15 protein-coding genes are annotated in these 16,746 nt (G+C 68.9%); 7 read left to right on the plus strand and 8 right to left on the minus strand.

The genetic code is table 11. The features are described from left to right. Positions 1 to 9 precede the first annotated feature (9 nt). The 3 genes from ACTWQF_RS27115 to ACTWQF_RS27125 all read right to left on the minus strand — a co-directional run bounded on the left by ACTWQF_RS27115 (position 10) and on the right by ACTWQF_RS27125 (position 2,241). Positions 10 to 789 (minus strand): amino acid ABC transporter permease, encoded by a 780-nt coding sequence (locus ACTWQF_RS27115; protein ID WP_443282317.1) that lies wholly within the window; start codon positions 787 to 789, stop codon positions 10 to 12. Continuing rightward, positions 786 to 1,604 carry a basic amino acid ABC transporter substrate-binding protein gene (locus tag ACTWQF_RS27120; RefSeq protein ID WP_443282318.1) on the minus strand — a complete coding sequence of 273 codons (819 nt, stop codon included), beginning with the start codon at positions 1,602 to 1,604 and terminating at the stop codon, positions 786 to 788. Before ACTWQF_RS27120 ends, ACTWQF_RS27115 begins: the two co-directional genes overlap by 4 nt. A 139-nt stretch (positions 1,605 to 1,743) precedes the next feature. Further along, positions 1,744 to 2,241: an ATP-binding protein gene (locus ACTWQF_RS27125; protein ID WP_443245649.1), complete on the minus strand. Its 498-nt coding sequence runs from the start codon at positions 2,239 to 2,241 to the stop codon at positions 1,744 to 1,746. Between the two features lie 137 nt (positions 2,242 to 2,378). Between ACTWQF_RS27125 and ACTWQF_RS27130 the strand changes: the two genes are divergently transcribed. From ACTWQF_RS27130 to ACTWQF_RS27140, 3 genes are read left to right on the plus strand one after another with little or no spacing between them, the layout of a single operon-like run. Next, complete coding sequence (locus ACTWQF_RS27130) at positions 2,379 to 3,251, plus strand: helix-turn-helix domain-containing protein (RefSeq protein ID WP_443282319.1); 873 nt, start codon at positions 2,379 to 2,381, stop codon at positions 3,249 to 3,251. Positions 3,252 to 3,254: 3 nt separating this feature from the next. After that, entirely contained in the window at positions 3,255 to 3,491 is a 237-nt protein-coding gene (locus ACTWQF_RS27135) for a DUF397 domain-containing protein (protein WP_443245651.1), read from the plus strand. Between the two features lie 58 nt (positions 3,492 to 3,549). After that, complete coding sequence (locus ACTWQF_RS27140; RefSeq protein ID WP_443282320.1) at positions 3,550 to 4,359, plus strand: SAM-dependent methyltransferase; 810 nt, start codon at positions 3,550 to 3,552, stop codon at positions 4,357 to 4,359. Between the two features lie 53 nt (positions 4,360 to 4,412). Here ACTWQF_RS27140 and ACTWQF_RS27145 read toward each other — a convergent pair whose 3' ends face one another. Beyond that, positions 4,413 to 7,466 (minus strand): glycoside hydrolase family 2 TIM barrel-domain containing protein, encoded by a 3,054-nt coding sequence (locus ACTWQF_RS27145; RefSeq protein WP_443282321.1) that lies wholly within the window; start codon positions 7,464 to 7,466, stop codon positions 4,413 to 4,415. Between the two features lie 278 nt (positions 7,467 to 7,744). Between ACTWQF_RS27145 and ACTWQF_RS27150 the strand changes: the two genes are divergently transcribed. Both ACTWQF_RS27150 and ACTWQF_RS27155 read left to right on the plus strand, forming a co-directional pair. After that, the gene (locus tag ACTWQF_RS27150; RefSeq protein ID WP_443282322.1) at positions 7,745 to 8,356 is read left to right on the plus strand and encodes a hypothetical protein; all 612 of its coding nucleotides are present in this window, start codon (positions 7,745 to 7,747) and stop codon (positions 8,354 to 8,356) included. 154 nt (positions 8,357 to 8,510) lie between these two features. Beyond that, positions 8,511 to 9,311, plus strand: coding sequence for an SGNH/GDSL hydrolase family protein (locus ACTWQF_RS27155; RefSeq protein WP_443282323.1), 801 nt, complete (start codon positions 8,511 to 8,513; stop codon positions 9,309 to 9,311). 59 nt (positions 9,312 to 9,370) lie between these two features. On the opposite strand, the gene ACTWQF_RS27160 is transcribed toward ACTWQF_RS27155, so the two are convergent. Together ACTWQF_RS27160 and ACTWQF_RS27165 are read right to left on the minus strand one after the other, a co-directional pair. Next, positions 9,371 to 10,720 (minus strand): SWIM zinc finger family protein, encoded by a 1,350-nt coding sequence (locus tag ACTWQF_RS27160; RefSeq protein WP_443282416.1) that lies wholly within the window; start codon positions 10,718 to 10,720, stop codon positions 9,371 to 9,373. Positions 10,721 to 10,755: 35 nt separating this feature from the next. Then, the gene (locus tag ACTWQF_RS27165; protein ID WP_443282324.1) at positions 10,756 to 13,662 is read right to left on the minus strand and encodes a DEAD/DEAH box helicase; all 2,907 of its coding nucleotides are present in this window, start codon (positions 13,660 to 13,662) and stop codon (positions 10,756 to 10,758) included. Between the two features lie 245 nt (positions 13,663 to 13,907). On the opposite strand from ACTWQF_RS27165, the gene ACTWQF_RS27170 reads away from it, so the two are divergent. Next, positions 13,908 to 14,090, plus strand: coding sequence for a hypothetical protein (locus ACTWQF_RS27170; protein ID WP_443245657.1), 183 nt, complete (start codon positions 13,908 to 13,910; stop codon positions 14,088 to 14,090). 64 nt (positions 14,091 to 14,154) lie between these two features. Here the strand turns inward: ACTWQF_RS27170 and ACTWQF_RS27175 are convergent, their stop codons facing one another. Continuing rightward, positions 14,155 to 14,940: a hypothetical protein gene (locus ACTWQF_RS27175; protein WP_443282325.1), complete on the minus strand. Its 786-nt coding sequence runs from the start codon at positions 14,938 to 14,940 to the stop codon at positions 14,155 to 14,157. 135 nt (positions 14,941 to 15,075) lie between these two features. Here ACTWQF_RS27175 and ACTWQF_RS27180 point away from each other — a divergent pair, with 135 nt between their 5' ends. After that, positions 15,076 to 15,996, plus strand: coding sequence for an oxygenase MpaB family protein (locus ACTWQF_RS27180; protein WP_443282417.1), 921 nt, complete (start codon positions 15,076 to 15,078; stop codon positions 15,994 to 15,996). 60 nt (positions 15,997 to 16,056) lie between these two features. Here ACTWQF_RS27180 and ACTWQF_RS27185 read toward each other — a convergent pair whose 3' ends face one another. Next, entirely contained in the window at positions 16,057 to 16,671 is a 615-nt protein-coding gene (locus ACTWQF_RS27185) for a class I SAM-dependent methyltransferase (protein ID WP_443282326.1), read from the minus strand. Between the last annotated feature and the right edge of the window lie 75 nt (positions 16,672 to 16,746).

Consider the following 16,746-nt stretch of genomic DNA (forward strand, 5'->3'; position numbering starts at 1 on the left):
TCACTCCCGTCACCTCGCCTTCGCCGTACGGGCCTCCAGGCGGCGCACCAGATGGCCCAGTGGCAGCGTGATGGCCAGGTAGAACAGCCCCGCGATCAGGATCGGAGTGAGGCTGCGGTGCTGGTTGAGCGCGTCCCTGCCGAACTTGGCCAGCTCGTACTGGTCCATCGACAGCCCGAGCAGATAGACCAGCGAGGAGTCCTTGGTGAGCAGGATGAGCTCGTTGGCCAGCGGCGGCAGCACGATGCGGAACGCCTGCGGGATGACGATGGAGGCCATCGCCTTGGCCGGTGACATACCAAGGGAACGTGCCGCCTCCGTCTGTCCTTTGGGGACGGCCTGGATGCCCGCACGGATCGTCTCCGCCATATAGGCAGCCCCCACCAGACCCAGGGCCAGCATCACCGTCACGTACTGGTTGATGGACACCTGGAAGGCCAGCGGTACGCCGAAACCGAGGGCGATGAACACCAGCAGGGCCGGCACGCCCCGGAAGAACTCGATGTAGGCGACGGCCAGCCAGCGGTACGGCAACACCTGCGACAGTCGCATCAGCGCCAGCAGCAGGCCGAGCGCCAGTCCGAAAGCGAAACCGAGCACCGTATAGACAACCGTGTTGACCAAGGCTGTCGTCACGACATCCGGGAACTGCTCCTTGGCCACCTCGACGTCGAAGAACGCACGGCGCAGCTCGCCCCAGTCGGCGGCGAACACGAAGACCAGAACGACGATCAGCAGGACCCCGTACTGGGCGGTGCGTATGGCGCGAGTGCGGTTGCGGCGGCTCACTTCTTGGGCTCCGTGCCGAACCACTTCTTGTAGATCTTGTCGTAGCGCTTGTCGGCCTTGGCCTTCTTGAGGGTCTTGTTGATCTGCTTGCGCAGAGCGTCGTTCCCGGTGCGTACGCCGATCCCGTACTGCTCGCCGGTGTCGAACTCCGTAGTGACCTTGGTGTCCGGGTTCTTCCTGGCGTAGTCGTAGAGCACACCGTTGTCATTGATGCCCGCGTCGACCTGGCCGGTCTTGACGGCGGTCAGCAGCAGGCCGAGGTCCTCGTACTGCCGGGTGGTGACGCCCTTGGCGTGCTTCTTGGCGTACTCCTCGCCCGTGGTGGACTGCTGGACGCCCAGCTTCTTGCCCTTGAGGTCTTCGAGGGAGTCGTACTTCTTGCCCTTCTTGGTGAGCAGCGCCTGGGTCGCCTCGAAGTAGGAGGCGGAGAAATCGAGGTTCTTCTCGCGGACGGGGGTGATGGTCATGCCGGCCGCGGCCAGATCGCACTTGCTCGCGTTCAGGTCCTCGCCGGTCTGGATGCCCTCGAACGGGGTGTCCACGATCTTCTGCTCGACCTTGAGGTCCTTGGCGACCAGATCGACCAGGTCGACGTCGAACCCGACGATCTCCTGGCCCTTTTTGAACTGGAAGGGTTCGTATGGAAGGTGGGTGCAGGTGGTGAGCTTGCCAGCGTTCACCAACTGTACCTCGTCACCGCCCTTGCTGGAGGTCTTTGTGCTGGAGCAGGCGGTGACGGCTGTCAATAGCGCGGCCGTCAGTACAGCCGTCAGGGATATCCGGTGCTGTCGGATACGCGCGGATCGTGCGGACACAGCGCCTCCACGAGGGGGACAGGTCGGCAATGGAGCCCGATCATGGCCGGTAAATGCCGTGCATCCTGCCATCGGCGCGGGGCGATGTCAGCTGTGCGTTTGATGTCAGTTGTGTGTCTATGCCAGCAGTGAGCCGGGGTCAGCCGTGCGTTCTGTGGCATTCCAGCTCGGCCCACACAGCGTGCCCCGTCACCCCCTCGGAACCGCCCGTGCGGGCCTTGCGTATGCCCCAGTCGTCGGCGAGGACGCTGACCAGCAGCAGGCCCCTTCCGTTCTCGCGCTCGTCGTCGCCGGACCGGCCCCGGTCCGCGTCCTCGATGCGCATGACCGAGTTGCCGCCACCCTCGTCCGCCACCTCCAGCCGTAGCCGCACGCCGATGACCCACAGCTCACAGCTGACCTTCTCGCTGTCCGTGTGGCGCACAGCGTTGGTGAACAGCTCCGACATCAGTAGCTGGGCGTCGGCGTTGGACTCGTCGTCGACGTACCACTCGCGCAGTCTCTCCAGTACGCGCGCGCGTGCCAGAGCCACAGAGGTGTCGCGGGCCGGCAGATGGAAGGCGTCGCGCAGCGGACGGGTCGTCGGCGCGCCATCAGGCCGGTGTTCTAAAGGCAGGGCGTCATGGGGGGCAGCCACAGGTCCACTATGCGGTTCGTCACTCGCGTATGGCAAGGATCAATCTGTAAATTGCAGAAATGCGTTTGACAGGGTGTGCATGAGAGCTGGCACATGCCAAACTTCTTCGTACCGAAGTCAGTTGGAGGGGAGCGGCCGTGGCGGACTCACGGACGGGCGGTGCGGCGCCCACCGTGCTGCGTGTGGTGCTGGGCAAGAGGCTTCAGCACCTGCGTGAGAGCGCGGGAGTGACCTTCGAGCAGGCGGCCAGGGCTCTCGACGTCACTCACGCCACCATCCGCCGGATGGAGAAGGCCGAGGTCGGGCTCAAGGTCCCCTATGTCGAGAAACTGCTGCGCACCTACGGGGTGACCGATCCGGACGAGATCGACGGTTTCGTCTCGCTCGCCCGGGAGGCGAATCAGCCCGGCTGGTGGCACCGGTACCGCGATGTGCTGCCCGAGTGGTTCAGCGTCTTCGTGAGCCTGGAGAGCGAGTCCGAGGTCATCCGCGCCTACGAGCCGCACTATGTGCCGGGCCTGCTCCAGACCGAGAGCTACGCGAGGGCGGTGCTGCGCGCGGGTATGCCGCACGCGCCCGAGGCGGAAATCAAGCGAGGCGTGGCGCTGCGTATGGAACGTCAGACGGTGCTCACGCGGGAGACGAACCCTCCGCTGCTGTGGGCCGTCATCGACGAGACGGTCCTGCGGCGCCCACTGGGCTCTCCCGAGGTGATGCGCGAGCAGATCGACCACCTCATCCAGGTCACCGAGCGGCCGAACGTGGCGCTGCAGATCATGCCGTTCAGCTCAGGTCCGCATCCGGCCATGTACGGCCCCTTCCACCTTTTCCGGTTCCCTCTCGACGAACTGCCGGACATGGTCTGCGCCGAGAGCCTTGTAGGTGCGGTCTACTTCGACCAGCGCGACGACGTCAGCGTGTTCCTCGAGGCACTGGACCGGATGAGCGCCCAGGCCGTGCCGCTGGTGCGGACTCGGGCGGTCCTGAGTGCACTGCGCAAGGAGATCTGAACCATGGGTCGTATCTACAACGGGATGCCCGCTGCACACCTGGGCAGCGAGGGCTGGCGCAAGCCCTGGAGCGGAGGCAACGGCGGCAGCTGCGTCGAGGCGCTCAAGCTCGCCGACGGCCGCGTCGCACTGCGCCAGTCCACCGATCCCGACGGCCCGGCGCTCATCTGCAGCCGGAGTGACATCTCGGTTTTCATCCAGGCGGCCAAGGCGGGGGAAGCCGACTTCTTGGTCGCCTGAACACAGCACCGGACCAGGCAGGCCCGGTCCGGACAGACCGACGAGATGGAGAGAGCACGTGTCGGAGGCTGGTTTCAGCCCGGAGCAGATAGACACCACCAGGCCGCACCCGGCCCGGATGTACGACCACTACCTCGGGGGGAAGGACAACTACGAGGCCGACAGGGACGCGGCGGACAGAGTCCTCGCCGCCCTGCCGGACGTAGGCATCACGGCCCGAAGCAACCGCGACTTCATGCACCGCGCCGTGCGGACAGTCGTCGACAACGGGATCCGCCAGATCATCGACATCGGCACCGGCATCCCCACCTCGCCGAACACCCATGAGGTGGCCCGGCAGGTGGACCCGGAGGTGCGGGTCGCCTATGTGGACAACGACCCGATCGTGGCGGCCTACGCCGGAGCGAAGCTGACCAACTCCGGCAACGCCGGTTTCGTCCTCGCCGACATCCGCGATCCTGAGGGGATCCTCGACCACCCGGTCACCAAGGAGCTCATCGACTTCGACGAGCCGGTCGCGCTGATGCTGCTCGCGGTGCTGCACTTCATCACCGACGCCGAGGACGCGGTGGGCATCGTGCGCACGCTGACCGAACGGCTGCCTGCCGGCAGCCATTTGGTCCTCAGCCACGCGACACGGGACTTCAACGACAACGAGGGCTTCGGCAAGGTCGAGAAGGTCTACAACGAGGAGTCCACCTCCAGCGCCCAGTGGCGCACAGGGGACGAGATCTCCGGCTTCTTCAAAGGCTTCGAACTCCTCGAGCCCGGCCTGGTCCAGCTGCCGCTGTGGCGGCCGGACGGACCCGTGCCCACGGGCGACAGCCTCAAGTGCCACATGGGATATGGCGGCGTGGGAGTGAAGTGAGAAGCGGGCCGGTGGCAGCCACCGGCCCGCCTGCCGCACCAATCGTCCCGCGGTCACCTTGCGGAGGCGGCCTCCAGGAAGGTGAACCCGAACTCGACCGGCTCCGCGGCGAGCTGGTGCTGCGGCAGCACGCCCGGTCCGCACGACTGTGAGCCGATGCCGTGCATCCCGTGGTCGAGGTTGACCCACACCGTCTCCCCGGCGACGAGGTCGGTGGTGTGCTCCGCGGCGTCCAGCTGCTCGGTCGTCCACCGGCGCGCCGTGAACCAGCACATTCCGTCGGCCTCGACCCGCAGCCCCGGACCCTCAGGGCCTCCGGTCACCTCGGCCCAGCGGACGTCCGGGCGTGCACCGTTCTCCTGAGGGCGCACATAGGGCGTCTGGAGCGCGTCCACAGTGCTGCGCCACAGCCCGGTACGCGCCGCTGCTGTGGTGTCCGGGTAGCCCTCGCCCGGACCGCCACCGAACCACGTCACATGGGCGTAGCTTTCCGGCAGCCCAAGCCGCACTCCCAGCCTGGGCAGTGGGAAGTCCCAGTTGCCCTCCGGCTCGACCGTCACCGTCAGCCGCAGCCGGTCGACGGTCCCCGTCCACCGGTAGACGGTGCGCAGGCCCAGCGCGGAAGCGGCAGCGGCCACCCGGGTACGGACGACGAGCGCATCCTGCGTCAGCTCCACGCTGTCCGTCCTGTGCCGCATCCGGTGCAGTCCGTGACGGCGCCACAGCGGGCCGTTCCGTACGTCCGGCTGGAAGGGAGCGCCGTCGTCGTTGTCGGTGGTCGCCCGCCACACGTCCAGCCTCGGTCCCTGGAGAGGGATGCCGCCCAGCCGCAGCAGGGCACCGCTGTCCGCCGCGAAGACCGCAGGCCCCAGCCGGACCTGCCCACCACCGCCGTAGCGCTTCTCCGGGCCGTCTGGTGCCTCGTAGCGGCGTGGTGCGGCGGGGACCGAGGGCAAGGTGGTGGCCGGCGGGTACTCCGGCTCGGCGGCGCGCAGCTGTCCCCAGGCGACCGGGTGGCCGCGGTCGGCCCAGGGGGTCGGGTGGGCGAGGACCGCGCGTACGGTCCACCATGCCTCTCCGGCCCGCACCGTCTCCGGCGTGGAGGGCAGCGGCAGTTCCACGGAACTTCCTGGTGGCACGGGCCCCTCGGGCAGCGGCAGCATGCCGCCGCTCACCTGCTCGCCCTCGATCTCGTACGACCACTCGAGAGCGAGGTGGGACAGATCGAGGAAGTCGTGCCCATTGGTGACCAGCACACTGCCGGGCGCCGCACCCGGACCGATCCGGACCGGCTCGATCACCTTCTTGAACTCGACAAGACCAGGTGAGGGGGTGCGGTCGGGGAAGACCAGTCCGTCGCACACGAAGTTGCCGTCATGCACCTCCTCGCCGAAGTCACCCCCGTAAGCGAACCAGCTCCGGCCGTCCTCGGTGCGTCGCGTGAGACCGTGGTCGATCCACTCCCATACGAAACCGCCGTGACAGCGCTCATACGTCTCGAAGAGCCGCTGGTACTCGCTCAGTCCGCCCGGGCCGTTGCCCATGGCGTGCGCGTACTCGCACAGGATGAACGGCAGTGCTCGGCGGCGTGCGTCCTGTGCGGGATCATCCAGGGCGGGTTCCTCTCGCCGCCCCACCAGTTCGACCCCGGCGTGCGGCAGATACATACGTGAGTAGAAGTCGCTGTCCGGGCAGGTGTGGTCGCCCTCGTAGTGGAGGGGCCGGGAAGGGTCCCGTTGGCGGATCCAGCGGGCCATCGCGGAAAGTCCGGCACCGCTTCCGCACTCGTTGCCCAGCGACCAGATGATGACAGAGGGATGGTTCTTGTCCCGCTCCACCATGCGGGCCGCTCGGTCGAGCAGGGCAGGGGTCCATCGTTCGTCGTTCACGGGATTCCGTGCGTCCTTGAGTCCGATGAAACCGTGCGTCTCAAGGTCGCATTCGTCCACCACCCACAGGCCCAGTTCGTCACACAGGTCGAGGAACGCGGGGTGCGGCGGATAGTGGCTGGTGCGTACGGCGTTGATGTTGTGCTGTTTCATCATCACCAGGTCGCGCCGCATGGTCTCGTGGTCCACGGTGCGTCCGGTCTCTGGATGGAACTCGTGCCGGTTGACACCGCGAAGCAGCACCCTGCAGCCGTTGACCTTGAACAGTCCGTTCTCGACCACCACGGTGCGGAATCCGACGCGTAGGGCGATCCGCTCATCACCGACCGCAAGTTCGGCGTCGTAGAGCCGAGGTGACTCCGCAGTCCACGGTTCGACCTGCCCGGTCGCCGTCTCGCCGGTGCCCAGCTCCCATCCCAGCTCCGGTACGGTGATCCGCCCCGGTGGGTCGCTTTCGACGCGCAGCGTGCCGCGGCCGGTGGTGTGGTCGAATTCGGCGTGCACAGTGTGGTCGCGCACCGCACCGGCCGGGCGGTGCAGCAGGGTGACCTCCCGGAAGATGCCCGGCAGCCACCACATGTCCTGGTCCTCCAGATAGCTTCCGGCGGAACACTGGTGCACCCGGACGGCGAGCACATTGCCGCGCGGTCGCAGCAGTGCTCCGACGGCGAACTCGTGCGGCAGCCGGGAGCCCTGGAACGTTCCGAGCTCCTGACCGTTCAGCCAGACCCGTGCGCACGACTCCACTCCTTCGAAGCGCAGCAGTGTCTCACCGGGGTCCTCCACCGGGGAGCCGTGCAGTGCGGTGTCTGTATCGCCTGTAGGCAGCGGCCACTCGTCCGGCAGATCGAAGACATGCCGGTGGTCACCTGTCGGGTTCTCGTCCGGAACGTGGGGCGGATCGACGGGAAAGGGATAGCGGACGTTCGTGTAGGCGGGCGCGCCGTGTCCATGCAGTACCCAGTGGGAGGGAACGGGCAGTTCCGTCCACTGGGTGTCGTCGTAGTGCGGGTCGGCGAACGCATCGTTGTGCCGGTCCGCGGTAGGGGAGAGGCGGAACTTCCATACGGTGCCGGACAGTGCGAGGCAGCGCGCGTCCGAGCCCGGCGTCCACGCGCGCGGGGGCAGACAGCCGGTTCCCGGGGAGACGTCCTCGTAGTACGGCACGGGCGGCGGAGCGGAGGATCGGGGCTGACCGGCCGACAGGGGAGTGCTCATTCATCTCCTCGGTTTCTGTTGGTTCTTGTTGTTTCTCTCCCACCAACAGGCGCTTTCGTATGCCTACTTGGCAACCTAAATGCGTAGGGTGAGCGCAACATGACAGAGTGATGGCCATGACGATGCCACCGCCGCCGAACCAGCCGCCCGCCGGTACCCCGCCACCTCCCGTGGGGCCGCCCGGTGGGTTCGGGCCTCCCGGCTCCGGTGGTTTTGGCTCGCCGGTGCCGGGCGGCAGTTGGCCGCCTCCGCCACCCGGCCGCAACAGAGGCAAGACCGTGGCCGCCGTTGTCGCGGCGGCAGTCGTCGCCCTCGCACTCATCACCGCATCCGTCCTCTACTTGACCGGAGGCGACTCGGGCACCGGTGACTCCGCCGACGGGAAGCCACCGTCGACAGTGTCGCCCTCACCCTCCGACGAGCCCGGCGAGCCGACCGAGGAACCGTCCGAAACACCATCGGAGGACAGCGAGGCGACCGATTTCCCGACGCCGGGCGAGGACGACGAACTGCCCTCCGCGAGCCCTGACACCGACTCCAGTGACGTGCCGTTGCCTGCCTTCCTGCTGCACGAGGGGGACTGCTACAACCGTTCCAAGGAACGCGAGGGGTCCGTGGTGACCCGCGACTGTGACACGTCGCACGACGCGGAGGTCGTCAGCCGGAAGAAGCTCACGGGCAGCTACGGCACCGATGACGCCGTCCGGCGCGAGGCGGACTCGATGTGCCGCACCACGCTGCGGAACAAAGCGGCCAAGCAGCCGGCTGGCACGGTGGGGGGAACGCTCATCTCGTATCCGAAGTCGAAGAACGCCGGCACGGGATTCAGCTACGTCATCTGCAGCCTGACGGCGGGCAAGGGGAAGAAGCTCTCCAAGCCACTGGCGTGACAGACCCACTCGCGCCCTCTCTCGGCACCCGCAACACGGCAGTCTCCGCGCGTAGTTGGACCTCCGAGATTGGCATGGACGCATCGTAGGCGGGGTAAATCCGCCGCGATCGATGTGACAGCTGTTCCTTCCGTGCCTATCCCTGAGAGGCCCCATGAAGCAGCGCAGATGGGCGTCCACGGCCACCGCCGTCGTCGTCTTCCTCGGACTCTCCTCCCTCACCGGCGCAGCAACCGCGTCCGCCGAAGAGACCGCCGCCACCGGCTATGTAGCCCTCGGCGACTCCTACTCCTCCGGAGTCGGCGCCGGCGACTACGAGGGAGGCGACTGCAAGCGGAGCGCCAACGCATACCCGAAGCTCTGGAGCGCCGCCAACTCCCCCTCATCGTTCGACTTCACAGCCTGCTCCGGCGCGCGTACCGACGATGTGCTCGCAGGCCAACTCGGCCCGCTCAACTCCTCCACGGGCCTGGTGAGCATCAGCGTCGGCGGGAACGACGCCGGGTTCGCCGACGCCATGACCACCTGCGTGACCCAGGGCGAAAGCGCCTGCCTGACGCGCATCCAGGAAGCCCGCGACTACATCAACAACACGCTGCCCGGCAAGCTCGACGGCGTCTACAACGCCATCACCGAGAAGGCGCCCTCCGCAAAGGTCGTCGTGCTGGGCTACCCCCACATCTACAAGCTCGGCGGCGACTGCGCCGTGGGAATCAGCGAGAAGTCCCGCGAGGCCATCAACGCGGCCTCCGACGATCTGAACGATGTCACCGCCAAGCGCGCCGCGGACCACGGCTTCAGCTTCGGCGACGTACGCCCCACCTTCTCGGGACATGAGATCTGCTCGGGCGACGAGTGGCTGCACAGCGTCACCCTCCCGGTGGACGAGTCCTACCACCCCACCGCCGCTGGACAGTCCGGCGGCTACCTCCCGGTCTTGGACGGCCTCGCCTGACGGAACACCCCCCCGCCTGTGCCGCCGCCCTGCTCGCAAGGGCGGCGGCACAGGTGCGCTCAGGCCGCCCCGGCGCCCTGTTCCTCGTCGTCGGCCAGCGCAACCGCCAGAGCGGCCGCCGGGTCCCGTTCCGGGCCGCCCACCGGCCACCACGAGCGCCGCTGCCTGCGGTAGGGCCACCACCGGCCGTCCGGCCCGTACCGCAGCTGGGCATCCGTTCCCACCGCGGTCCAACGCGTGCCCGAGGCACGCAGGGCCGGACGGGCCTCTTCCTCGCCCCACGCGAGATCGAGCTGTTCGGCTGCCAGCCGGAGTGCCTCAGGCGAAGGTGACCAGTCCTCCTCCAGGACGGTCAGCGCCTCCACGCCGCCGAACTCCCAGGCGCGTACGGCGACCTCCAGCTCCTTCTCCGTACGCCCGCACCCCTCCGCGAGCCGGGCGGTCACCGCCCGCCGGGGACGAGCGGCCGCGAGCCGTACGGCGTCCTCCCAGGCCGTCAGCGGCCTCGGCAGCCGCCGGGCGCCGTGCCCCGGGGAGACGGCCGCGGTGAGCATACGGCGAGCCGTTGCGGCGGCGTTCGAGGCGAGGAAGGAGAGCGCGTCGACGTCCAGCCCCGGCGCGCCGGAAGCGCCGCCCTCCAGAGCCACGATCTGCCCCGTCTCACGTACAGGGGAGGGCGGTTCGGGCAGCGGGGGCAGTAGCATCCCCAGAGCGAACGCCTCCGCCGCGTCCACCCCCTCAGGCTCTTCCTCCCGGTCTGCTGCCGCCGGCCCGAAGTCCGGGGTCCTGCCGGCGGCTCTTGCCGCACTGCGCTCCTGCAGTGCAGTCAGCAGTTCACTTTCTCCCCGGCCGCGCATCAGCAGCAGTGCGAACGGATCCTCGTCCAGCAGTCGCGCCGTCTGGTAGCTGAGCGCGGCGGTGTGCGAACAGTGGTCCCAGGCTCCACAGGCACACTCGGGGTCCAGATCACCGATGCCCGGCAGCAGTTCCAACCCGACGTCCGCCGCGTCCTCCACCAGCCGGGGCGGCATATCGCGGTCCAGCAGGGCGGCGATATGGCCGGACTGCTCGACGATCACTTCCAGCAGTCGGTCCCACTCGTCTTCGTCCAGCTCGCGCAGCAGCACATCGGCCCGGCACGGCGTCCGGTCCGATCCGAGCACCACAGCGGTGATACGGCCAGGGCGCACGGAGACGGCACCCACGGCTCCCTGCCGGGCGAAACTGCGGCCCAGCCGGAGCTGTTTGCCGTCCAGTGCGGTGTCCTCCAGCGCCTTCAGCCACGTCTGCCCCCACCAGGTACGGGCGAAGCCCCGGCCGTGGGCGGGGGGCAGCGGTGCGAAGACCCGCTCGCGATCACCGGCACCGTCCGCCGTACCGCTTCCCTCCGTCGTGCCGCTCCCGTCCATCCCGGCGTCCTCCTCGTACGTCACGCCGTAGTCGTTCAACGCTCCACCTTCCGCAGCTCGACGAGTTCGGCCAGCTCGGCATCCGTCAGCTCCGTCAGGGCGGTCTCCCCGGAGCCGAGTACGGCATCCGCGAGCGCCTGTTTGCGCCGCAGCATGTCGGCGATACGGTCCTCGATCGTTCCCTCCGTGATGAGCCGGTGGACCTGGACGGGCTGCGTCTGGCCGATGCGGTAGGCGCGGTCGGTCGCCTGGGCCTCGACCGCGGGGTTCCACCAGCGGTCGTAGTGGATGACATGGCTCGCCCGGGTGAGGTTGAGCCCGGTTCCGGCCGCCTTGAGGGAGAGCAGAAACACCGGCGCGGCACCCTCCTGGAAGCGGCGCACCATCTCCTCACGCCGCGCCACTGGTGTACCGCCGTGCAGGCATTGGGTCGGCACACCACGGGCAGCCAGATGACGTTCCAGCAGATGCGCCATCTGTACGTACTGCGTGAAGACGAGAACGCTCGCCTGCTCCGCGAGGAGAGTGTCGAGCAGTTCGTCCAGCAGCTCAAGCTTTCCGGAACGCCCCGTCAACCGGCCGTCGCTCTCCTTGAGGTACTGCGCAGGGTGGTTGCAGATCTGCTTGAGCGAAGTGAGCAGCTTGACCACCAGACCACGCCGCTCGAACCCGGCGGTCCCGCGCAGCGCTTCCAGGCTCTCCCGTACGACGGCCTCGTACAGCCCCGCCTGTTCGGTGGTCAGGGCGACCGCCCGGTCGGTCTCCGTCTTCGGTGGCAGCTCGGGTGCGATGCCGGGGTCCGTCTTGTGCCGCCGCAGCAGGAACGGCCGTACGAGCCGGGCCAGCCGCTCGGCTGCCACCGGATCGCCGCCCTCCGCAGCGTCGGCGTAGCGCCTGCGGAACGTGCCCAGCCGGCCCAGGAGCCCGGGAGTGGTCCAGTCGAGGACCGCCCACAGCTCCGAGAGGTTGTTCTCGACCGGGGTCCCCGTCAGAGCCACCCGCGCCCGCGCGGGGAGCGTGCGCAGTGCCTTGGCGGTGGCGGCGAACGGGTTCTTGACGTGCTGGGCCTCGTCCGCGACGACCATGCCCCACGCTTCGCCGTCGCCGGGGGCCAGTCGGTCGGCGTCCAGTCGCATCGTGCCGTAGGTCGTCAGCACGAACTCGCCCTCGTGCAGTCCTTCCAGCGAGCGGCCCGGGCCGTGGAAGCGGCGAACGGGTGTCCCAGGGGCGAACCGCTCGATCTCCCGCTGCCAGTTGCCCATCAGGGAGGCGGGACACACCACCAGTGTCGGCCCGGCGGTGGCCTCCGTGTGCTGTCGGCGCAGATGGAGAGCGATCAGGGTGATCGTCTTGCCCAGGCCCATGTCGTCGGCGAGGCAGCCCCCGAGACCCAGCGAGGTCATCCGGTGCAGCCAGTCCAGACCGCGCAGCTGGTAGTCGCGCAGCGTTGCCCTCAGCTCGGCGGGCGGAGGCAGCGGAGGCTCCTCACGGCGCTCGGGGTCGGACAGCCGTTCCCGGAGCGCTTCCAGCCACCCGGTGGCCTCGACCTCGACGCGTTCGCCATCCTGCTCGGCGGCGCCGGTGAGCACAACGTTCAGTGCCTCGAGAGTGCCGACCTTGTGGTCCTCGCGCTGCCGTGCGGCACGTATCTCCTGCGGATCGACGAGCACCCACTGGTCGCGCAGCCGCACCAGTGGACGTCCGGATTCGGCCAGCTGGTCGAGCTCGGCGCGGGTAACCTCCTGGTCGCCCACGGCAAAGCGCCAGTCGAAGCGCAGCAGTGCGTCCGGAGAGAGCAGAGACGGCAGCCCCGGACCGTTCCGGTCCTGCCTGCTCCCGTCGGGCCCGCCCTCGTCGTCACCTGGGCCGATCACCGCGCGAGAAGTGAGCGAACGAGCGAACTCGCGCGGCCAGTGCACCTGGACACCGGCTGCCGCCAGGGCGCGCGGGACGGAAGCCCCCAGCAGCTCGGCGATCTCCTCGTCGGCCAGCTCGACGGCGTCCGGCACCGCCGCCGTGAGCAGCGGAGTGAGCGCCCCCCAGGCCGCCGCCGCCCGGCGAAGCGCGAGCAGCGCGTCGGTACGCGCCCGCGGACCGAACCGCTCGGCAAGCGGTGAGGTGCCCGCCCACACCTCCGCCGCATCGGCGATCAGTGTGCTGTCGGCCGGCGCGTGCAGCTGGAGGACGCCTCGGAACCTGGGGCCTGGCTCTGCGTTCTGTTCGCTCGGCCCGTGCTCGCTGTCGTCATGGGAGGTCGGCAGACCGTCGATCTCGATCCGCAGTGACAGCCGGATTCCCGCATCGATGCCTGCCGCGATGTCGGCGGCCCACTCCCGCAGTTCCGGTACGGCGAGCGGTTCGTCCCCGGTGAAGGCGGGCGCTCCCGCCGCCAGCGGTGCAGCTGGCGTACGGGGGAGGCTGTCGGCCACGGCATCCAGGAAGGCTCTCAGCAGAGGGCCGGGCTCGGGCATCCGGATCGGGCTGGTTCCGGGCAGGGGCACGGCGTGGGCGTCCGGGGGCATCGCGGCGGCCAGTTCGGCCACCATGGCGCCGTCGTCGCCGGTGAGCGGACCCATCCGCCATGCGTCGTAGCCGGCCGGGCTCAACCCCGGCAGCAATCGCCCCTGCGCGGCCAGCCGCAGGGCGAACAGCGTGGCGGCACCCCAGAAGGCTGCAGTCGGTTCCGTGCCGCTCTCCTCACGTGTGGCGTACGCCCGTGTGAGCAACGGAAGGGCTTCGGTTACCGGAAGCGTGACCGTGGGCACGGTGCGTGTCTCCACACCGTCCTCAGCCGGGACGACGACGGCCAGCTCGAAGGTTTCGGCGGGGAAGGGGCTGTCGGTGTGCGGGACGGTTCCCTCTGGATGCCGGAAGGCGATCCGGGAGCGGCGTGGCGGGTCTGCGGGAAGGAAGAGGGTCACGCAGTGGGTGAGCTGGGACATCCAGGAAGTGCTTGCCAGGGTCTCTGCCACAGTGCTGATGCATTCCTCAAATTTGACTAGCGGGGCGGAGCGGTCGAGGGTACATCACGCCGGGCCGAGGTGCGACGCCCCTCGCCCAGGCCATAAATCCGCCTCCGGTGGCGCGAAGGGAACCTGCCGCGTCCGAATGGCGTTCAATGGAGTGAGAGGCGGAGCCACCGGACTGGGCAGCAGCGGTGCCCCGCCGGTGCGGAGGAGGTACCGAGATGACCAACCGAGCAAAGATCGCTGTCGGTGGGGTGGCGGTAGGGCTGCTGCTGTGGTGGCTGACGTCGTTCTGGATCGCGCTGCTGGTGATCGTTGGCGTGCCGACGATCGCGTATCTGGTGCTGGACCCTTCGCAGCGCCGGAGGCTGCGCAGGGTCAGCCGTAAGGAACTCAACCGCTAGCGCGGACAGCCCGGCCGGGTTAGTGCCCCGGTTCGCCGGCGCCAGGGGTTTTCGGCATGTGCCGTCAGGCCGCCGGGCGCAGTGCGATGCCGTCGAGAGCCGTGAGCAACTGGGGCAGTTCACGGCCGCGGCCCACTGGGCGCACCTCGCCGGGAGCCTCGTCCAGCAGGACGAACGCGATGTCGTCGGTACGCGCCACCACACTCCAGCCGGGGCCGTCGGCCCGGAGAGTACGAGCGTCACCCGAGGCGAACGCAGACCGTATCCGCCCGGGCGGCGGGGGCGTCTCCAGATAGCCCCGTACCTCCTCCAGGACCCGCCGCACCTGGTCGTCGGGCTCTTCACCCGACTCCACGAACTCCACGTCATCCTCGGCCTGCGCCCGCCACTGCGCCCACTGGAGCGCTATCTCGTCCGCGCCGAGCCGTCGCTGTGCCGGGCCCCAACCAGAGGTGTCCGGGGGCGAGAGAACCGGGCCGCTCCCTTCCAGGTCTCCCTCCAGCACGGGGTCGTGCGGCTCGGGCAGGCCCGGTGCGGAGACAGCGAGTGCCAGTGGCCAGCCCGGCAGCACCGTGACGACGTCCCGCTCGTCCGGAGACAGGTCGGCCTCCATGCCGCAGTCCCAGGAGGCGATGGCACAGGCCACCTGCGTCACGTCCTCGGTCACCACGGTCCAGCGCGCACCCGCTCCGTCCTGTCCCAGCACGAGCCCGTACCCCTCGGCGTAGGGCTCCAGCTCCAGCGCGGCGCAGGCCGCGGGGTAGTCGTCCCCCAGCACACTTGGGAACTGCGCGGGCGTCAGCAGCACAGCAGTCAGTACATAGAGCGAATCTTCCTCTTCCGCAGCCACCGGTGGCCTCCCCTTCCTGGCGGATCTCGGTGACCATAGCCCCCGGAGCGCGTCCGCAACAGACGGAATGTGTCCGAGACGGACGGCTGAAATGTCTCCGTGACAGACGCCAGGATCCGAAGAGAGGGGTACAACGTGCGGCGGTACGACCGGCTCAAGCACATCCTCCAGCTCGACCCGGAACAGGACTCGCACGAGATCTACCGCTTGATCGCCGTCTATGAGTTCCCCTGGGACTTCACCCGGGCTCTCGAACTCGCTCTGTACCGCACCTACGCCGTCCCCAGCATCGGCAGACTGCTGGCCCGCACCGCCGAGCTGACCGACCGCACACAGAAGCGCTACGACGACACCTCGCTCCTTCTGGACGCCGTCCTGGAGCACGGCTTCGAGAGTGTGCAGGGGCGCACCGCCATCCGCCGGATCAACCAGATGCACCGTGCCTACGACATCACCAACGACGACATGCGCTATGTCCTGTGCACCTTTGTCGTCATGCCCAAGCGCTGGCTGGATACCTTCGGCTGGCGGCGTCTCACCCACCACGAACTGCGGGCGGTCAGCCACTACTACCGCACACTCGGGCGCCATATGGGCATCAAAGAAATCCCCCGCAGCTACGAGGAGTTCGAGGAGTGCCTCGATTCCTACGAGGAAAGCTACTTCGGCTGGGACGAGGGGGCGCGGAAGGTCTCCGACGCCACGCTCGGCCTGATGGCCTCCTGGTACCCGCGTCCGCTGGCCCCGCTGGTGCGCGGTGCGAGCCTGGCACTGTTGGACGATTCATTGCTGCGGGCCTTCCATTACGCCGATCCCAGCCCTCTCGCCCGTCGGCTGACGCGGGGCGCGCTGCGGCTTCGCGCGCGGGGCGTTCGGCTGCTGCCGCCCCGCCGCAGCCCGCACTATGCGCGGCAGAACCCGGAGATCAAGGGCTACCCCGGCTATCCGAACGGCTACAGCATCGCGGACCTGGGCACCTTCCCGGCTGGGGGCGATGCGGGGGTTTCGGCCTGTCCGGTGCGGCAGGTTCCGAAGGAGGAGCAGGGGCGCCCCTGAGAGCCGCCGCCCTGTGTCGGGCCGCCGCCTCAGCGTTCCGGCCGCCGGCCGCCGGGCGCCTCACTCCGGTTCCCGCTCCGCCAGTGCCAGATACCGGTCGTCCTGGTCCACATACGACACCAGCCGCCAGCCGGTCGCGGCCAGCAGCGCGCGCAGCCGCGGTTCGGCCCGGATGTCGTCGGGGGTGATCTGCCGGCCCTGCCGGGCTGCCAGCGCGGCGCGGCCCACCGGATGGAAGAGCGCGAGCCGGCCGCGAGGGCGAACGACCCGGGCCAGTTCGCGCAGTCCGCTCTCCGGGCCCGGGAGGTGGGAGATCAACCCGGCTCCGAAGACCGCGTCCAGACAGCCGTCCTGCAAAGGCAGTTGGGAGACGTCCGCGAGCAACAGCGCCGCTGCCTCGTCCCGGCCCGCCCGGACGACCTCGTCCAGCATTGCCGGGGTGATATCAGCGCCCAGCACCGTTCCGTCCGGCCCCACGGCGGTACGCAACGCGGGCAGGGCCCGTCCGGTGCCGCACCCGGCGTCGAGCACCGCAGCGCCGGGCCGTAGACCGATTTCGTTCACGGCCGCCGAGTAGGCCGGCCCGTCGTCGGGGAAGCGTGCGTCCCAGCGGGCGGCCCGTTCGCCGAAGAATGCCTGGACCGCGCCCCGGTCGTCTGCCAAGTCGTATGTCATGCTCCCTATGTTCGCGCCTGCGGCAGCCTTGGTGCGCAGCCTTGATGCGGAAGACCGTGCCTCGCTCGGCGATGC

It is taken from the genome of Streptomyces sp. 8N114 (assembly GCF_052245835.1).
GTDB lineage: Bacteria > Actinomycetota > Actinomycetes > Streptomycetales > Streptomycetaceae > Streptomyces.